13 protein-coding genes are annotated in these 16,771 nt (G+C 64.3%); 8 read left to right on the top strand and 5 right to left on the bottom strand.

What is annotated here, in order from left to right:
- Window positions 1-38 precede the first annotated feature (38 nt).
- Entirely contained in the window at window positions 39-1,100 is a 1,062-nt protein-coding gene (locus F8G81_RS22365) for an aldo/keto reductase (RefSeq protein WP_267276806.1), read from the bottom strand.
- A gap of 209 nt (window positions 1,101-1,309) precedes the next feature.
- Complete coding sequence (locus tag F8G81_RS22360; RefSeq protein WP_267276805.1) at window positions 1,310-2,158, bottom strand: hypothetical protein; 849 nt, start codon at window positions 2,156-2,158, stop codon at window positions 1,310-1,312.
- A 230-nt stretch (window positions 2,159-2,388) separates the two neighbouring features.
- Between F8G81_RS22360 and F8G81_RS22355 the strand changes: the two genes are divergently transcribed.
- Window positions 2,389-2,787, top strand: coding sequence for a YchJ family protein (locus F8G81_RS22355; RefSeq protein WP_267276804.1), 399 nt, complete (start codon window positions 2,389-2,391; stop codon window positions 2,785-2,787).
- Window positions 2,788-2,813: 26 nt separating this feature from the next.
- Here the strand turns inward: F8G81_RS22355 and F8G81_RS22350 are convergent, their stop codons facing one another.
- The 3 genes from F8G81_RS22350 to F8G81_RS22340 all read right to left on the bottom strand — a co-directional run bounded on the left by F8G81_RS22350 (window position 2,814) and on the right by F8G81_RS22340 (window position 6,057).
- A complete protein-coding gene (locus F8G81_RS22350; RefSeq protein ID WP_267276803.1) occupies window positions 2,814-3,656 on the bottom strand; it encodes a hypothetical protein in 843 nt (280 codons plus the stop codon).
- A 51-nt stretch (window positions 3,657-3,707) separates the two neighbouring features.
- A complete protein-coding gene (locus tag F8G81_RS22345; RefSeq protein ID WP_267276802.1) occupies window positions 3,708-5,693 on the bottom strand; it encodes an acyl-CoA dehydrogenase family protein in 1,986 nt (661 codons plus the stop codon).
- 73 nt (window positions 5,694-5,766) lie between these two features.
- Window positions 5,767-6,057: a hypothetical protein gene (locus tag F8G81_RS22340; RefSeq protein WP_267276801.1), complete on the bottom strand. Its 291-nt coding sequence runs from the start codon at window positions 6,055-6,057 to the stop codon at window positions 5,767-5,769.
- A gap of 269 nt (window positions 6,058-6,326) precedes the next feature.
- Here F8G81_RS22340 and F8G81_RS22335 point away from each other — a divergent pair, with 269 nt between their 5' ends.
- From F8G81_RS22335 to F8G81_RS22305, 7 genes are all read left to right on the top strand, one after another.
- Window positions 6,327-7,796 carry a DUF3375 family protein gene (locus tag F8G81_RS22335; RefSeq protein WP_267276800.1) on the top strand — a complete coding sequence of 490 codons (1,470 nt, stop codon included), beginning with the start codon at window positions 6,327-6,329 and terminating at the stop codon, window positions 7,794-7,796.
- Window positions 7,789-8,790 carry a DUF4194 domain-containing protein gene (locus F8G81_RS22330; protein WP_267276799.1) on the top strand — a complete coding sequence of 334 codons (1,002 nt, stop codon included), beginning with the start codon at window positions 7,789-7,791 and terminating at the stop codon, window positions 8,788-8,790. The genes F8G81_RS22335 and F8G81_RS22330 overlap by 8 nt, the downstream gene beginning before the upstream one ends.
- On the top strand, window positions 8,787-12,287 hold the full coding sequence (locus tag F8G81_RS22325) for an ATP-binding protein (protein ID WP_267276798.1): 3,501 nt from the start codon (window positions 8,787-8,789) through the stop codon (window positions 12,285-12,287). Before F8G81_RS22330 ends, F8G81_RS22325 begins: the two co-directional genes overlap by 4 nt.
- Window positions 12,288-12,499: 212 nt before the next feature.
- On the top strand, window positions 12,500-13,240 hold the full coding sequence (locus F8G81_RS22320) for a hypothetical protein (RefSeq protein ID WP_267276797.1): 741 nt from the start codon (window positions 12,500-12,502) through the stop codon (window positions 13,238-13,240).
- Between the two features lie 186 nt (window positions 13,241-13,426).
- Window positions 13,427-14,530, top strand: coding sequence for an iron-siderophore ABC transporter substrate-binding protein (locus F8G81_RS22315; RefSeq protein ID WP_267276796.1), 1,104 nt, complete (start codon window positions 13,427-13,429; stop codon window positions 14,528-14,530).
- Between the two features lie 10 nt (window positions 14,531-14,540).
- Window positions 14,541-15,662, top strand: coding sequence for a FecCD family ABC transporter permease (locus F8G81_RS22310; RefSeq protein WP_267276795.1), 1,122 nt, complete (start codon window positions 14,541-14,543; stop codon window positions 15,660-15,662).
- 71 nt (window positions 15,663-15,733) lie between these two features.
- A complete protein-coding gene (locus tag F8G81_RS22305; RefSeq protein ID WP_267279329.1) occupies window positions 15,734-16,771 on the top strand; it encodes a FecCD family ABC transporter permease in 1,038 nt (345 codons plus the stop codon).

Genomic DNA, 16,771 nt, shown 5'->3' with positions numbered 1-16,771 from the left:
ACGGTGAGACTTAGCGGGACGGGCCCAAACATCCACCCCTAGCGTCTGCGCAGCTCGGCGTACTCCAGGGAAGGAACTACAGCCCCTGCATCGCGCTCCACAAAGTTGGTTCCCGGCGGCACCAGGTCATCGATCAAATCAAGCACGGACTCGTCTAACACAGTGTCGGCGGCCTTCAGGTAGGCCTGCAGGTGCTCTTCGCTGCGGGGACCGATGATCACGCTGCTGATGGCTGGGTGGCTCAGGGCAAAACCGACTGCCAGTTCCACCAGGGTCAGCTCCAGCTTATCCGCCAGGCGCGCCAGCGAATCGGCGGCCAGCAGCTTCCGCTCGCTTGCCGGTCCGGAAATGTCGTAGCGGCCAGGGAGTGAATGCGTCCGAGTGGGCGCCCGTCCAGCGTCCAAAACAAAGTCCCCGGAGAGCCAGCCTCCGGCCAGCGGGCCGTAGGCGAGAACGCCCAGGCCGTATTGCTGGGCGATGGGAAGGACGTCCCGTTCGTTGCCGCGAACCAGCATGGAATAGGGGACCTGGTTGGCAACCGGAGGGATCAGGTGGTTGGTGGTGGCAAGCCATTGGGCTTCCACCAGCTGCGCGGGGGTGAATACCGAGGTGCCGTAGTACAGGATTTTTCCCTGCCTGATCAGATCGTTCAGGGCAGTGATGGTCTCCAGAACATCGGTGTTGTAGTCCGGACGGTGGGCTTGGTAGAGGTCGATCCGGTCTGTTTGCAGGCGTCGGAGGCTTCCCTCCACGGCCCGCATGATCCATCGCCGGGAGTTTCCCGAATGGGCGGGGTTGGGGCTCATTTGCCCGTGGAACTTGGTGGCGAGGAAAACATCGTCGCGGCGGCCCCGAAGTGCTCGGCCCACCACCTGCTCCGACTCGCCCTGTGAGTAGACATCGGCGGTGTCCACCGCTGTGATGCCCGCGTCCAGCGCGGCCTGAATGATACGGATGGACTCGTCGGCACCGGTGGGGGCGCCGCCTGGTAGGCCGCTGCCTGATGCACCTGACCCCTCGCCGAAGTTCATGGTGCCCAAAGTGAGCGGGCTGATGGGCGTACCTGACCGCCCGAATACCCGCAGTTCGCTGAGGCTCATCCCCGGATTCCTCACATTAGATTGCCCACGCGGATTGCTGTGGATCGTCATGAGGCTACCCAAATTCCCGGCCGCACAGCCGGAAAGCGCCACAGTGCTTCGCTTTTCGTAGCATGGGGTAACGCCGCGGTTCCGGGTGACGATTTGTGAAGATCGGGCCGGCTGAATCAGGCCGGCTAGATCAGGATGCTTGAGGCCAGCCGCTGGACTCAGTGCCGGTCTGCCGGCAGCTTGCCCTTAAGTACTTTGGCATGGCCGGAGAGGGATACCAGCGAGCCTGTGTCCAGCATGGACAGCGGAGCAGCGGCTGGAGGTTTCTTGAACGAGCGCGGAACATCGTGCACCGGCTTGTCCTGATGCAAAGCAGACTCCACCAGCGGCGCCACGGCTTCCACCTTTTCGGCTGGGACGGCGGGACTGGGAAGTTCCCGCACTGACAGCTTGATCTCGGGTGCCGCGGCCCGTGCACGAGCAATGGCCCGCGCGTCTGCTTCCGCCACGGCCGCGGCCCAGTCCTTGGCCAGGACCGGCGGCTCACTCCGGGCTGCGGTGAGCAAGGGGTGATGTTCGACGGCGGTGCGGAACCGGGAGCGGAGCTCTGCCGGTTTCAGGAGGGCGCCCCAGTCGCGGGGAGCCGTCGGCGCTGAAGCCGGCCTCGCCACCCTGGACCGAAGGACCCGAAGTACTCCGCCGGCCGGTGCTTTCGAGGCAGGGGAGGAGGCGGCAGCGGCGTCGTCGGACTCAGGAATGCCGCGAGACTCTGAAAAGCTGCCCGACACGGGGACTGACTGATCCGGAACCGCTGGGCCCGGTTCCTCTGCTGCCCGGGCTGTGCCTGCTGTCTGTGCTTTGGGGGCAGGGAAGTGGACCAGCGAGGCGGGGTCGTTCCGGGGGAACCTTCCAAAGAGGGCCATCACCAGAAGGGCGGCCAGGCGTCCGATGCCGGCCAGTACAAGGGTGGCCACAACCAGCAGGAACAGGATAAAAAACATCAAGAAGGCGAGGCCGAGTGTCCCGAAAAAGGTCAGATTGAGGGCAATCGTTGTTGCGTCTCCCACGTCACCTTCTCCTCTCTGCCGGCAGCGAGGCCCGTGCCGGCACCATCAACCACGGGCAACAGCCCCCCACCACCTTACGGACTATTCCTGAGCGCTGCCGCCGCCGGGTAGGGCGCGTTCGAGGTTGTTTCAAACCTGTTACCGGAAAACACGATTCCCCGGGCGTTTATAGTCGGATTAGCCCCGGCTGCGATCCGAACCCGCGCCCGGCAGCCCCCGACAGGAGCCCCATGTTTGAGAAGCCGATCAATGCTCGCCCCTGCGTGTGCCTCTCCGGCCTTGAGTACTTTGAGTGCTGCGGCCGTTTCCACAGTGGCGAAGCCCGGGCGGGAACCGCTGAGCAACTGATGCGCTCCCGCTACAGCGCGTTTGTCCTGCTCGACGCTGATTACCTGATGGCCACATGGCACCCCCGCACCGCTCCCGCCGAGCTGGAACTGGACCAGGGGATGCAGTGGCGCCGCCTCGACATCCTTTCCGCCACTGGCGGGCCGTTTGATACCGAGGGCACTGTGGAGTTCAAGGCCCATTTTCTCTATGGCGGGGAACGGGGAGTTCATCATGAAACCAGCCGTTTTGTGCGGGAGGAGGGGCGCTGGTACTACGTCGACGCCGTCCTCATTTCTTAGGTTTCGACTGCCTGGGTTTCGATTGCTTAAGTCTCGTCGTAGGCTTCGTCCGGAGTAAAGCCTGCCCGGTCCACCTTGCGGTGGAAGTGCATGCCTGCCAGCCCGCCCAGCACCGCTCCCGCCAGCGCGATCAGCGCCACAACTACAGCGGCGATGATGCTTGCCGTGGTCAGCTCGCCTTCGTTGATGGGGATGCGCGGAAAGCTGTTCAGATTGGCCAGGATGTTGAACTGTTGCCCGGCGATGAGGCCCAACAAGGCCACCGCCACGGCGGCGATCAGTGCCCAGATCCACACCATGAAGCCCTGCTTGGCGCCGTTGAACCTGGCCATCCTGCCGGCCACGTACCCGCCCGAATAGTAGGAGACAAAAAGGATGGCCAGCAGGACGATGATCCCCACGATCCCCACTGCGCCGTTCGTCGTCACCTGGTTGACCGCCTCATTGACATCCGTGTTGTTGGCGAGGCCTACGGCGGTTCCGGCTCCGGCCACCAGTGCGGTCAGGAGGACGGACATTCCAGTGGCGGTGAGCCAGCCAAAGAAAGCTGAGCCCACTTTAATGCCGCCGAACTGTTCCTTCTCGCGGGCCACAGCCGTGGCGCGGTCGGTCAGGTTCGGATCCGCCGCAGCGGGGTAGGCCGTCCCCGTGTCCGCGTCCGGATCGGCCACGTACTCCCGTTCGCCGTAGGCGGGTGCAGGAGCCTGATCGAATGCCTGGGTCGGCTGTCCGCCGGCGAATGTTTCATCACGAGCACTTTCCCTGCGGAAGTTCTCATCCCCGGCACGCCTGGTTTCATCCCCGGGGGGCCTGTTTTCATCCCCGGCACGCCGCGGAAGCCTGTCATTTGGGCCTGTTGAGCTGCTCATGGCACCACTCAACCACTGCTCAACTGGGATAGCAAGGATGCTTACTATCTGCTAACGGTAGTTTCGGTGCAGGTTTTCCTTCTTGGAGGGGCCGGGAGTGGCGTCCGCAATCCAGGGTCCAGTGCCTTCAGATGAGTCAAGGACACCGGCCTCCAGCCAGGTGTAATCCCCGGCCAGGACCTTGCGGGAAAGGTCATGGTCGGCGTCGTCGGTGTTGCGCCACAGCTGGTCGAAGTACTCGTCAACGCGCACCTTGGCCTGCTCGCAGTACGCCTCGGCCAGTTCGTACGCTGTGGCACCCCGTTCCGGGGCTGTGCGGAGCAGCATTTCAGCCCGCGAACAGCAGGCGGCCATGGCAAACAGTTCCGCGCCGATGTCCACCACACGGCCAAGGAAAGCCTGCTTGTGCTCGAGCTTTGCCTGCCAGCGTCCCATGCCGTAGAAGGTCTGCCGGGCCAGCCGCCGCGAGGACCGCTCCACGAACCTGAGTTGCTTGGCGAGCCGGCCGAACTCGCTGTAGGACCGGGGGTCCATCCCCGCGCCGGCCACGAGCTTGGGCAGCCATCTGGCATAGAAACCCGAAGCCCCGACGGCGGCCCTGGCTTTGTCCGAGAGGCTGGCATCAGCGGAGGCGAGGTCACCCGCGGCGGCAAGGTGTGCATCCACCGCTTCCCGTGCGATGAGGAGCTTCATGATCTCCGACGATCCTTCGAAGATCCTGTTGATCCGTAGGTCACGCAGCTGTTGTTCGGCCGGAACGGCCCGTTCCCCCCTGGCTTCCAGGGATTCGGCGGTTTCGAAACCACGGCCGCCTCGGATTTGCACCAGTTCGTCAGCGATCCGGCAGCTTATTTCGGTGGACCAGAGCTTGGCCAGCGCCGCCTCGATCCGGACATCCTTCTGGCCGGCGTCGGCAAGTTCAGCGGACAGTTCAAAAACGGCGTCCAGGGCAAAAGCCGAAGCTGCGATGAAGGCGATCTTTTTGCCCACGGCTTCATGCTTGCCCACGGGCCTGCCCCACTGGGTGCGGGCATTGGACCATTCCCGGGCGATCTTCAGGCTCCAGCGGCCCGAGGCGACACAAAGGGCGGGAAGGGCCAGCCTGCCGGTGTTCAGTGTGGTCAGCGCGATCTTGAGCCCCTGGCCTTCGCGGCCCAGCCGGTTAGCGGCAGGAACGCGGACCTGATGGAACCTGGTCACCCCGTTTTCGATTCCGCGCAGTCCCATAAAGGCGTTGCGGTTCTCCACGGTGATGCCGGGGGAGTCCATCTCAACTACGAATGCGCTGATCCCGCCCTTGTGTTGGGTGCCGTCCGAATCGGTGTGCGCCGGGACCAGCGCCATGACCACCACCAGTTCGGCGATTACGCCGTTAGTGGTCCACAGCTTCACGCCGTCCAGAATGTAGGACTCGCCGTCGTCCGTTGGTACTGCGGTGCTGCCCATCCGGGCGGGGTCACTGCCGACGTCGGGCTCGGTCAGCAGGAAGGCAGTGATGGCGCCGGCGGCGCACCTGGGAAGGTACTCGTGCTTCTGCTCGGCTGTGCCAAACACCTTCACGGGTTCAGGAACACCGATGGACTGGTGGGCGGAGAGGAGCGCCCCGATGCTGGGGTGGACACTTCCCAGGAGGGCCAGAGCCCGGCCGTAGTAGACCAGCGAAAGCCCCAGGCCGCCGTACTCCTGCGGGATCTTCATTCCAAAGGCGCCCAGCTCGGCCAGTCCGCGCAGGTACTCGTCCGGGATTTTGGATTCACGTTCGATCACTCTGCCGGACAGGGTGCGGGCATATTCGGTCAGCCGCGCCAGAAACGCCTCACCGCGTTCCACGTCCCCGGCATCAGCCGCGGGCCAAGGGTGGATGAGGTTAAGGTCAAAGCTCCCCAGGTACAGGCCCTTCGCGAAGCTTGGCCTGTCCCAGCCGCTCTCCCTGGCGGCTTCCGCCACTGCACGGGCTTCCTCGGCAGTGACTTCGGGGCCGATCTTGCGGGCGGCAACAGGGGTTTCGGCGGCGGGACTGTCAGTAGCGGAGCTCATGGGTTATCTCCTTGACCGGGATGGCCGTTCAAGCCATGGATCCGCCGGGTTGGAGAACCCTTTAGCTGTCCCTCTATATTACCCGCGGGTAGCTACCGGTGCTAGGGGATTGCTGTCCTTGAAAGTCTCCGGATACCTCCACCGTAGAGGCGTGGTGCACCAGCCTGTCCCAGCCGTGGTTAATGCCATGAACCACGGCCAGCAACGTGCTGGACAGGATGACCCAGGCGAGCTTGCCTACACCCACCAGGACAAGGGCGATGAACGCCGCCGTCAGGACAAAAACCAGCAGGACGAGGGCAAACATCAGGGTCCCGATGAACACCATGGTGCCTGTCTCCACTGCACTTAAGTCGAACTGCATGCTTCCCCCTGCTGCGATTTCTACTTTGGTTGAGATCTGGATGGGATCAGTAGCATGAGCGTAGGGGCAGCCGGGGCTCGCTGCCAGACCCGGAACGTTGGATCAGGGTGTTGATGCGGGATCGAAATGCTACCTCGGCGTAGGTCACGGGCCGGTTGCGGAAGCCCCCCGATTAGGGGCCTGATTAGGGGCTGCGCCGGGCTGCGTTAACCTTGTAGCTGGCAGTTTCCGATTCTGCTGCCGTCCCCCATGCAGCTGAAGGAGTATCTGTGCCCCGTTCCGCCAGGTCATCCGCTGAGGCCATCAGCGCCAGGCTCCGGGACCTCGAACTCCTCACCAAGGGACCGGCCTGGGCGCTGACACGCTCCGCACCCTGGGTGATCGCCGTACTGCAGGCCTCGTTTACCCGCGTCCGTCCGCAACTTCCCCTCGAAGAGTTCCATGCCGACGTCGATTCCTTCCTTGAGCAGCTGCGGCGCCAGGAACCGGGGATGGGCGGCGGGGCGAACGGAACGCCTTCCGGGAAAAAATACGCTGATGAATGGACACGCAAACAGTTCCTGACCCGGCGCAACCAGTCAGGGCAGATCATCTATGAAGTCACGGAACCAGCGGCCCGTGTTCTGGCGTTTCTGGACAGCCTGTCCAGCGAGCGCTCCACCCTGAACGGGTCCCGGCTGGGCACGCTCCTGGGCGACGTGGAGAAGCTGGCCAACGAGACCAACCCGGACCAGAGCGCGCGGCTGGAATCCCTTGAGGAGGAGATCGAAGACCGCCGGCAGCTGATCCAGGACATCAGCTCCGGAGACTTCGACGGCCTGCTGGACGACGACGAAGCCGTAGAAGCCGCCGGGAACATCCTGGACCTGGCCGCCAGCTTGCCCGCTGACTACAAAAAGATGCGCGACCGCATCGAGGAGCTGGTGGGCGAACTGCGCAACCAGATCATTGAGGAGTCGCTTAGCAAGGGCGCTACCATGGCCCAGGTGCTGGAGGCGGACAAGAGGCTGCGGCAGAGCCCCGAAGGCAGGACCTTCCGTTCCTTCACGGCCTTCCTGGAGGACCCGCAGCAGCAGCTCAGGTTCCGCTCGGCCATCGGTGAAGTCCTGAGCCGCCAGTTCGCTGACGACCTGTCCCCCGAGGACCGCGAAACCCTCAAGAACCTGGTTGCCGAACTCCGGCAGCAGCACAGCCAAATCCAGCGGATCTACGGCAAGCTCAGCGAGAGCCTGAACACCTACGTTCAAAGCGATGACTTCCGTCAATCAGTACGGCTCCGGAAAGTGCTGCGCGAAGCCGAACAGGCCATCCGTTCCCTGCCGTACGAGCGGGAACGTCCGGGCCTGGTGGCCGGTCCCGTCCTGTACAACGCCGGATTTGAATCCCTGGCCATGGTTAAGCTCTATGATCCGGACGAGTTCGCTGTCCCGCCCAGGCTCGCTGACCCCATTGCCTTCAGTGACTCAGACCGTGTGCGCTCGCCGAGGACGGCCAAGGCCCGCCCCGATGTTGTCAGGGCCGCCGTCGCCGGGGCCTCCACGCTCGCGGAGGCCTGGGGCCAGCTGCCGTCGGAAGAGCGTCACATCAACACCATGCGCGCCCTTCTCTCTCACGCCCTCCAGGCGGGGGCGGACTTCGACCGCGACGCCTGGGGCGCGCTGGACTTTGAACAGATAGACGGCACCACCCGCACGGCCTACCTGCCGGTGGTCACGCTCGCAAAGGATCCCCATGACTGAAGAAATGACGACGGCGGCGCCCCCCGCTGAAGAGGCGACAGTTCCGGACGAGGAAGCCGTTCCTTTGGAGGCGGCAGTTCCTGTGGACCCAGTTCCTTTGGAGACGGGCTCCTTGGCCGAGCGGCCATTTACGGTGACCCCCAGGGACACGTTCGTTGACGGCGCGGCACTCTTCCCCGGGGATACCGGCGTGCTGTCCATGAAGGTCCGTCAGGCGCTGGTGAAGCTCCTGAAGGGTCCTTACATTGATGGCGGCCGGGACGAAAAGCTGTGGACGACGCTCCTGGACAACCAACTGATCCTCCGAAGCCGCCTGTCCGAGCTTTTCCTCACCCTGCAGATGGACCATGAACGCAAGATCGCGGTTTTGCGCCCTGTTGACCCCGAGGCCATCGGCGGCGGCACCCGCTCCAGCATCCTGCGCCAGCAGCGGGCCCTGAGCCGGGTGGAAACCATCGTGCTCCTCCGCCTCCGGCTCCTGCTTGACCGCCACGTCACCGCCCAGACAGACCCCACCATTGCCCGGGAGGAAATCGCAGACCTGGTAGCCCACTACCAGCCCGCCGGCCAGCAGGATGCCCTCCGGGACGCCGACGTGGTCAGCAGGGCAATCACCAAACTCATGGCACGCCAACTCCTCCTCAGCACCGGCCTGGACGACGTCTACACCATCTCCAACGCCCTCCCGCTGGCACTGCCCTTCGAAAACATCGGCGACATCCCAGCCCAAATCGAAGCCCTGGTAGCGGCAACCACAGATCCCACAGGAACCGAAGCGCTGCTGGAGCTCGACGGCGACACTCCCCCGGAGGACGAACCGGACGACGCCGAAGGTGACGCGAACAACGACGACGACGGTGCTGCCGCCCAGGGAGTGGCATCGGGCCTGTCGGAGCCGGACGGCCTGCTGCTTGCAGCAGAGCCGTCCGGCGGAGGGGCGGGGGCGGCAGCGCCGTCGTCGTACCCAACCACGACCTCGGAGGAAGTCAAGTGAGCATCGCAACCATGCTGCCGATGGGCGAGCTCACGAACCCGGGGCAGATGCGCCTTGCCCTGGTCCAGGTGGTTAATTGGGGCACTTTCCATGGAGCCCACACGATGCACGTGGACCGCAACGGCACTCTGCTGACGGGCAACTCCGGCGTGGGGAAATCCACGCTGTTCGATGCGATGCTGCGCGTGTTCGATGCCCGGCCGCGCTCTAATGAGGCGGCGGCCCAGCGTGCGGGCGGTGCTGTGGAGGACAAGAGGACCACTTTCACGTACATGCGCGGAAAAGTGGGCGACAAGGCCGTGGGCGAGGGCTCGGCAAGTGCCTTCCAGCGCCCGGGTGCCACGTGGTCCGCCGTGGCCCTGACGTTCGATAACGCTGCCGGTACCCGGGTGACGGTGTCGGCACTCTTTGACTTGCCCAAGAACGGCACGGAATCCAGCGTCGGCCGTTTCTACGTGATTGACGGCAAGCCGCTGGACCTGGCCGCCGTCGAGGACATTGCGGAGAAGCGCTTCACCAAGGCGGCGCTGGAGACGATCTTCCCGGACGCCCAGATCTTCGATGTCCACAAGGCCTTCGCCGAACGCTTCCGGCGCCTGCTGGGCATCAGCTCGGACCAGGCTTTGCCCCTCCTGCGTGTGATTCAGGCCGGTAAAGGGCTGGGCGGCAGCGTCAACACCTTTTTCCGGGAACAGGTCCTGGACGCCCCGGGCACCCTCGCGGCTGCCGATGACGTGGTGGAGGAATTCAGCAACCTGATGTCCATCCGGCAGCGGTTGGAGGACGTGCGGCAGCAACGTGATCAGCTGGCACCGGTGCCCGGGCTGAACAAGGAGTACGCGCAGTCGCTGCTGGACGCGAACCGGCTCCGCGACCTGGCCGGCGAGGAATTCGATGCCTATAAGCAGCAGCTCTCCGTAGCAGTGCACCAAAAGACCCTGGCCCGGTTCAAGGAGCTGGCCCAGGAAAAGGCCAAGGAGCTCGGGGCGGAGCGGGCGGTGCGTGACGGACTGGCCAAGGAACTGCGCCAGCTGGAGACCGACTACAACAACCAGGGCGGCAACGCGATTTCCGCCATTGAGCAGTCGCTGGAAAATGCCCAGGTAGGGCTGCGCCTCCGTGAACAGGTGGAGGAAGCCGCCCGGAAAGCCCTGGCCGACGCCGGGCTGCAGCTTGAATGGACAGCAGAGGGCTGGGAACAGGCCCACGAGCAGGCGGAGGCCCGAACAGCTGAGCTGAAGGACGATTCGAAGGCGCTCCAGGAACTTCGCTTTGAGGCCTTTGACGGCCACGCCACCAAAAAACGTGAACTCGCGGCAGCACAGCAGGAGCTGGTGTCGCTGAAAACGCGCAAGTCCCTGCTGCCGCCGTCGAGCATTGAAAACCGGGCAGCGATAGCAGCAGCCACCGGCGTTCCGGAGGAGCGGATGCCGTTCGGCGGCGAGCTGATCGACCTCGCCGAGGGGGAGGAGCGGTGGCGGCCTGCCGCAGAGCGCGCACTCCGGAACCTTGCCACCACGCTGCTGGTCCCGGGCGAACATTTCGCGGCGGTGACCCGCTACCTCAATGACAACACTGTCCGTGGCGCCCTGCGCGCAGTGGACGTGTCGAAGCCGCTGCCCGGCGGAGCGCCGGCGGTAGAGGACGTGCGCGACGGCGATCTGCTGACCAAGCTGGACATCCTCACCACTAATGCCGCCGCAGACGCCGGGGCGTGGATCCGGGAGCGGATCGCCCTCGATTTCGCCTTCCCGTGCGTCGAGGACCCGGATGAACTGGCAGCGCTGGACAAGGGCCTGAGCCTGGGCGGGGTGGTTAAGCGCAACCGCCACACGGTGGAGAAGGATGACCGCTTCACCAGCCGGCAGGACTACGTTCTCGGGTTCGACAACGCGTCCAAGCTGGAGCTGGTGGCTGCGCAGGTGGAGGATCTGCAGCAGGAACTGTCCAAGGCAGCGGAGCTGGCGCAAAGCCGCGAGGAGTCGCACCAGGGCATGAGCCGCCAGCTCGAGGCCCTGCGGCGCATCGCCGAAGACCACCGGCCATGGGAACAGGTCTCGGCAGCCGTGGCCGCAGAGGAACTCGGCAGGATTGAACAGCGGCTCAAGGACGCCCTGGCCGCACAGGCGGACCTGGAGCCACTGCGTGCCAACATCGAAACGGCGCGCCGGAAACACCAGTCCAGCACGGAGGCGGCTGCAGTCCTGCAAAGCGAATACAAGGCGCTTGACCGGCAGATGAGCGCCGCCGATTCCCTGCTGGAAGCTGCCCGCGCCCGCCTGAACCAGGCGCCGCCGTCGGAGGCCACCGTCAAGGCGCTGGAACCGTACTTCACCGGGTTTGGTGACGTCACGGAGATGCATGAGCTGGACAACCTGGCCAACCGGGTACGAACGGTACTCCTGGGCGAGCTGCATGCCGCTGAATCGAGCGGGCAGGCTACCTCAGAGCGGCTGACCCGGATTTTTGAGGGGTTTGTGCGGGAGTGGGGAACCGCGATCTCCGCGGACCATGGCACATCCATCGGCGCAGCCGGCGAATTCGAAACCCGGTACCACGCGATTGTGAGCGACGGCCTTCCCTCTCAGGAAGCGGAGTTCCGGCAGTTCTTCAACCAGCGCACGCACGAGTCCTTTAGCACCCTCCTGCACCTGCTGGACGAGGAACGACGGGCCATCACCAGCCGCATCCTGCCGCTGAACGGCATCCTGTCGCAGGTGAACTTCCATGAAGGCAGTTACCTGGAACTGGACATCAAGCAGACCCTGCCGGCCACGGCAAAGCAGTTCAAGGACGCGATCCAGAATGCGTTGAAGGCGCGCCACACCCGTCCGGGTAAACCCGACGGATCCGACGACGGCGAACTAACCACCCGCTACAAGTCGCTGGAGACCCTCGTCAAACGGCTCAGCTCGCAGGCGCCGGAGGACCGGCGATGGCGGGCGGAGGTGCTGGACGTGCGCGGGCACCTGTTCATCCAGTGCAAGGAACATCGCCACCTCGCGGCGGAGACAGCCGTGGGACAGGCGGTTGTAGGACAGGCAGTTGCAGGACAGGCAGAAACAAAGGGCCGGAACGGCGACGCGAAAAAGACCGACATTTACATGCACGCAGACACCGGCTCCATGTCCGGCGGTGAGCGGCAGAGGTTCACGGCATTCATCATGGCCGCGGCGCTGAGCTACCAGCTGGGGATAGCGGAACAGGGCTTCACCACGTATGGCACGGTGATGATGGACGAGGCATTTGTCCTGGCCTCGGAGGAGTTTGCCGGCGCGGGTATCAAGGCCCTTCACGAGTTCGGCTTCCAGCTACTGCTTGCTGCCCCGGAGAACGTTATCGACCTCTCCCGGCACTTGGGCTCGGTGACGGAGATTCTGCGGGATAAGCGCACCAACCGCTCCGGTGTGCTGACCGCTCCCGTAATCAACACTTCGAAGGGTTCCTCCGGCGCCTGGCGTTCTGAAGCCAACCCGGTGGACATTGTGCTCCGTTGACGCACCTCGTTTCCATGCGCCGAGGCGGTCAGTGTTGTTTATATAACAAATCGATGGAGATATTGCCGAAACCCTAGTGGAAGGTGCTGTCTGGCTGCCATTCTGGTGGGCATCAAACACCTCGCCCTGATCCTCCCCCAAGGTGCCGCGGAACGCTGGGTCCCGCTGAGTGCCGGCCGAGTCCGAGGGGCTTTTCCTGAAAGGCACCATCAATGCGCCCAGCACAAGCACGTCTTTTTGCTGTCCTTGCCACAGCCACCCTCGCTCTGACCGGCTGCATGGCCAACGCCTCAACTGCCGGTTCGGAAGCCCCGGGTTTGGAAGCTTCCGCCCCGGCCAGTCTTTCGGCAGCCTCGTCAAGCGCTCCGCCTTCATCATCAAACGCCATCCCGGGTGCGAACACTGCCGGCCCGACGGCGGCCACAGCACCGCCGTCGTCCACTTCCGTTCCGACCGGGCTGGCGACGTATACGTTCCCCGACGGCAGGCTGTCCTTTAAATACCCGGCGGACTGGCGGGTGGAGCTGTTTGAAGCATCAGCCTCGCCCTTTGTGGGCACGGCCACCGTGTACGACGCGAGCGGGGCCAGGCAGGCTGAGATATATACGGGAGAGATTGCCGATGGCGTCAGCAGTCCTGTCACCCGGACGGTTTTCGAATCGGTGCCGGTTCCAGGCCTTCAGGAACAGCCCGACCCGGCTGCCCACTACTCCTTCTACGTAGACAAGGTGAACGACATTTCCACGTACCGGATGCACCTGACGCCCGGGGCGCCCATAGCCGGAGCGGAGATGGCGCTGGGCGGGATCATCCGGATTGGCGACCGCATCCTCATCGCCGAGGTTGACTTCATTGACAACCCCTTTGCCAGCGAGGATGCAGCCAAGTCCTGGCTCGCCGGCCAGGAAGGCCAGTCACTCAGGACGCTCCTGATGAGCATCTCCTACGCATAGCAGAAGGCAGGGGTGTTTCGTTAGCCCTACTCCGAAAGGCTTCCCCGCTGCAGGGGAAGCCTTTCCTGTTATGCCTAAAGTGTGTCCTTAATCACTTGGAAGCAATTAAGACATGGAATCCTTGCGTAATGGAGGCGAGGCTAGGCTAGCCTTACTTGGGTTCGCATCATTCACCTAAGGAGTTCCGTGACTTCCCCCTTTTTCTCCGGCCCAAGTGCCACCCGCCGCACGCTGTTCAAGTCGGCCGGCAAGGCATCAGCTGTTCTGGCCGCCGCGGCGCTCACCATGACTGCCTGCTCCACAGGACCTGCGTCCTCTGCCACAGATGCCGGCACCTCCAGCGCCAGCAGCTCGCAGTTCCCCGTCACCATCAAGCACGTCTATGGCGAGACCACCATTAAGGAACAGCCCAAGCGCGTGGCCACCGTTTCCTGGGTCAACGACGACGTCTCCATCGCCCTCGGTGTGGTCCCGGTTGGACTCCCGAAGAACGAATGGGGCGGGAACGACCAGGGCTCCACGCCCTGGAAGGACGCAGCCCTCGAAAAGCTCGGTGCAGGCTTCGGCTCAGACAAGGCTCCCGTCCAGTACTCCGAGACTGACGGCATCAACTTCACCGAAATCGCCAAGCTCACCCCGGACGTCATCCTGGCCGCCTACTCAGGGCTGACCGAAGAGGACTACAAGAAGCTGAACGAGATCGCCCCCGTGGTTGCGCACCCGGAGCTGGCGTACGGTACCTCCTGGCAGGATTCCACCTCCATCATTGGCAAGGCCCTTGGCAAGGACGCCGAGGCCGCCAAGCTGATCGCCGACACCGAGTCCACCATCAAGGACAAGGTCGCCAAGTTCCCGCAGATCGCCGGAAAGACCTTCATCTACGGCAACCTGGAACCCGCCTCGGCTGACGGCGTCAACGTCTATACCGCCAATGACAACCGCCCCCGCTTCCTGAGCGAGATCGGCATGAAGCTGGCTTCTGTTGTGGAGGACAACTCCAAGGGTTCCAAGGAATTCTTCCTTCCGTGGTCTGCGGAAAAGGCCAACGAGCTTGACTCGGACATCTTCGTCACCTGGGTTCCGGACGCCGCCACCACCGACACCATCAAGTCCGACCCCCTGCTCGGCCAGATCCCGGCCATCAAAAAGGGCGGCCTTGTTGCAGATTCGGACAACACCCTCACGCTGTCCATCTCCGCATCCTCCCCGCTGAGCCTGCCGTGGTCACTGGACACGTTCCTGCCGCAGCTTGCGAGCGCAGCGGATAAAGTCACCGGTGCAGTGAAGTAAGCACTGTCCCATGACGGAAAGTACGACGACGGCGCCCTCCACTGTGCGCGAACTGGCAGATAATGCCCCCAAAACCGCAAAAACACGGCATTATCTGCCAGTTCGCGCCGGTGGCGGGGTCCGCGAAGGCGGAAAAACCAGAACCACGCAGGCCGCCTGGCTGATTGCCGCCGTCGTCGTACTTGCCCTTTTGACAGCCCTCTCCTTGGCCATCGGCGCCCGCGGCCTTTCCCTGGGCACCGTAGGGCAGGCCCTCGCCGAGTTTGATCCGGCCAATGGCGATCACGCAGTTGTCCATGCCCGCATCCCGCGCACCGTGCTGGGACTGCTCGCCGGCGGCGCCCTCGGCCTGGCCGGCGCCGCCATGCAGGGTGTGGCTCGCAACCCCTTGGCAGATCCCGGAATCATTGGCGTGAATGCCGGGGCCGCCCTCGCCGTCGTCACCGGGATCTACGTGTTCGGGGTTTCCTCCCTCACCGGCTACATCTGGTTCGCTTTCATCGGAGCCGCAGCGGCCGCCGTCGTGGTTTATCTGGTTGCGTCCCTGGGCAGGGACGGCGCGACGCCTATTAAGCTCGCTTTGGCTGGTGCCGCACTCAGCGCGGGACTGTACTCGCTGATGAACGTCATCCTGGTTTCCAGCCAGGACACCCTGGACAGGTTCCGCTTCTGGCAGGTGGGCGGGATAGCAGGCCGCGACTGGTCTGTGGTGCTCCCGGGCCTGCCTTTCCTGGCAGTGGGGGCGTTGATTGTGCTCTTCACCGGCCGCATCCTCAACAGCCTGGCCCTGGGCGACGACATTGCGCGCGGTCTTGGCCAGCGGGTTGGCCTGGCACGCGGCGTCACGGCGCTGGGTATTGTCCTGCTCTGCGGTTCCGCGACGGCCCTGGCCGGCCCCATTGCTTTTGTTGGCCTGGTCATTCCGCACGCCGTCCGTTCCCTCACCGGCCCGGACTACCGCTGGATCCTGCCGTTCTCCCTGGTCCTGGCCCCTGCTTTGCTGCTGGCCGCAGACATCATTGGCCGGGTGGTGCTGCTGCCCGGTGAGGTTCCGGCCGGCATCATGACCGCCATCGTGGGTGCGCCCGTTTTCGTCTGGCTGATCCGCCGCGGGAAGGGAGCAGGGCTGTGAGCCTGACCGAAACCAACCACCCCGTTGATCTATCACTTCCGGTCCCCAAAACACCGTCTAAGCAGCCATATCTGATAGCGCAGCGCGGGTGGCGCACACCCATACTTGCCATCGGTGTGGTGGCGCTCTTCGCCGCCTACGTTCTGCTGGGCAGTTATACGGTGACGGTCCCGGACTTCTTCCGAATCGTCATCGCCCACCTGACCGGCGGTGAAAAGATCCCCGGCGCCAGCTTCATTGTGATGGAAAACAAACTACCCCGCGCGGTCATCGGCACCATGATCGGCGCCGCGTTTGGTCTTGCCGGGGGCCTCTTCCAGACCATGCTTCGCAACCCCTTGGCCAGCCCTGACGTCATCGGCATTACGTCCGGCGCCAGTGCGGCGGCGGTGACGTCGATTGTCATCTTCGGGGCCTCGGGCGCTGCCGTTTCTGGTGCAGCCCTGGGCGGCGCGCTGGGCGTGGCCGCCCTGATCTACGCCATCTCCCGCGGCGGCTCCCTTGGAACAGGTGGCGGCAACACCGGCAACGCGGCCGGCAACCGACTCATCCTGGCCGGCGTGGGCATCGCCGCCGCACTGCACGCAGTTGTCAGCTTCCTGATGACGCGGGCGGACATCCGGACGGCTGCAGATGCCCTTGTCTGGCTCAACGGCTCACTCAACTCGGCCAACTGGGAACGCTCCGGCGTGCTGGCGCTCTCGCTCCTGATCCTGGTTCCCGCTGTGGTGGCCCTGGCCGGTCCGCTCCGCATCCTGGAACTCGGCGATGACGCCGCAGCAGGATTAGGAATCCGCGTGGGGTTCACCCGCCTGGCAGTGATCATCACCGCCGTCGCTTTGGCAGCGGTCGCGACGGCGGCAGCAGGCCCGGTCTCGTTCGTCGCCTTCCTTGCCGGTCCCATCGCCCGCCGCTTTACCCGCCAAGCCAGCCTTCCGGCGTCGGCCTTTGTGGGTGCCCTGATTGTCCTGGCGGCGGATTATTTCGCTGCCAACATCGCCCCCCTGCTGCTGGATGGCACCGTGCTGCCCGTTGGCGTGATCACGGGGGCGCTGGGTGCCCCGTTCCTGCTGTGGCTCCTGGTCACGGCCAACCGAAAGGATGCCTGA

Origin of the sequence: Arthrobacter sp. CDRTa11, assembly GCF_026427775.1 — a bacterium.
GTDB lineage: Bacteria > Actinomycetota > Actinomycetes > Actinomycetales > Micrococcaceae > Arthrobacter.
The sequence above is the reverse complement of the archived record's forward strand: the minus strand, read 5'-3'. Positions and strand labels throughout refer to the sequence as shown.

What these genes read in the sequence shown, in the direction of transcription:
- F8G81_RS22310 (WP_267276795.1), top strand. Translation starts at nt 14,541, where the DNA reads ATGACGGAAAGTACGACGACGGCGCCCTCCACTGTGCGCGAACTGGCA.
- F8G81_RS22365 (WP_267276806.1), bottom strand. Translation starts at nt 1,100, where the DNA reads ATGAGCCTCAGCGAACTGCGGGTATTCGGGCGGTCAGGTACGCCCATC.
- F8G81_RS22320 (WP_267276797.1), top strand. Translation starts at nt 12,500, where the DNA reads ATGCGCCCAGCACAAGCACGTCTTTTTGCTGTCCTTGCCACAGCCACC.
- F8G81_RS22350 (WP_267276803.1), bottom strand. Translation starts at nt 3,656, where the DNA reads ATGAGCAGCTCAACAGGCCCAAATGACAGGCTTCCGCGGCGTGCCGGG.
- F8G81_RS22355 (WP_267276804.1), top strand. Translation starts at nt 2,389, where the DNA reads ATGTTTGAGAAGCCGATCAATGCTCGCCCCTGCGTGTGCCTCTCCGGC.
- F8G81_RS22340 (WP_267276801.1), bottom strand. Translation starts at nt 6,057, where the DNA reads ATGCAGTTCGACTTAAGTGCAGTGGAGACAGGCACCATGGTGTTCATC.
- F8G81_RS22330 (WP_267276799.1), top strand. Translation starts at nt 7,789, where the DNA reads ATGACTGAAGAAATGACGACGGCGGCGCCCCCCGCTGAAGAGGCGACA.
- F8G81_RS22345 (WP_267276802.1), bottom strand. Translation starts at nt 5,693, where the DNA reads ATGAGCTCCGCTACTGACAGTCCCGCCGCCGAAACCCCTGTTGCCGCC.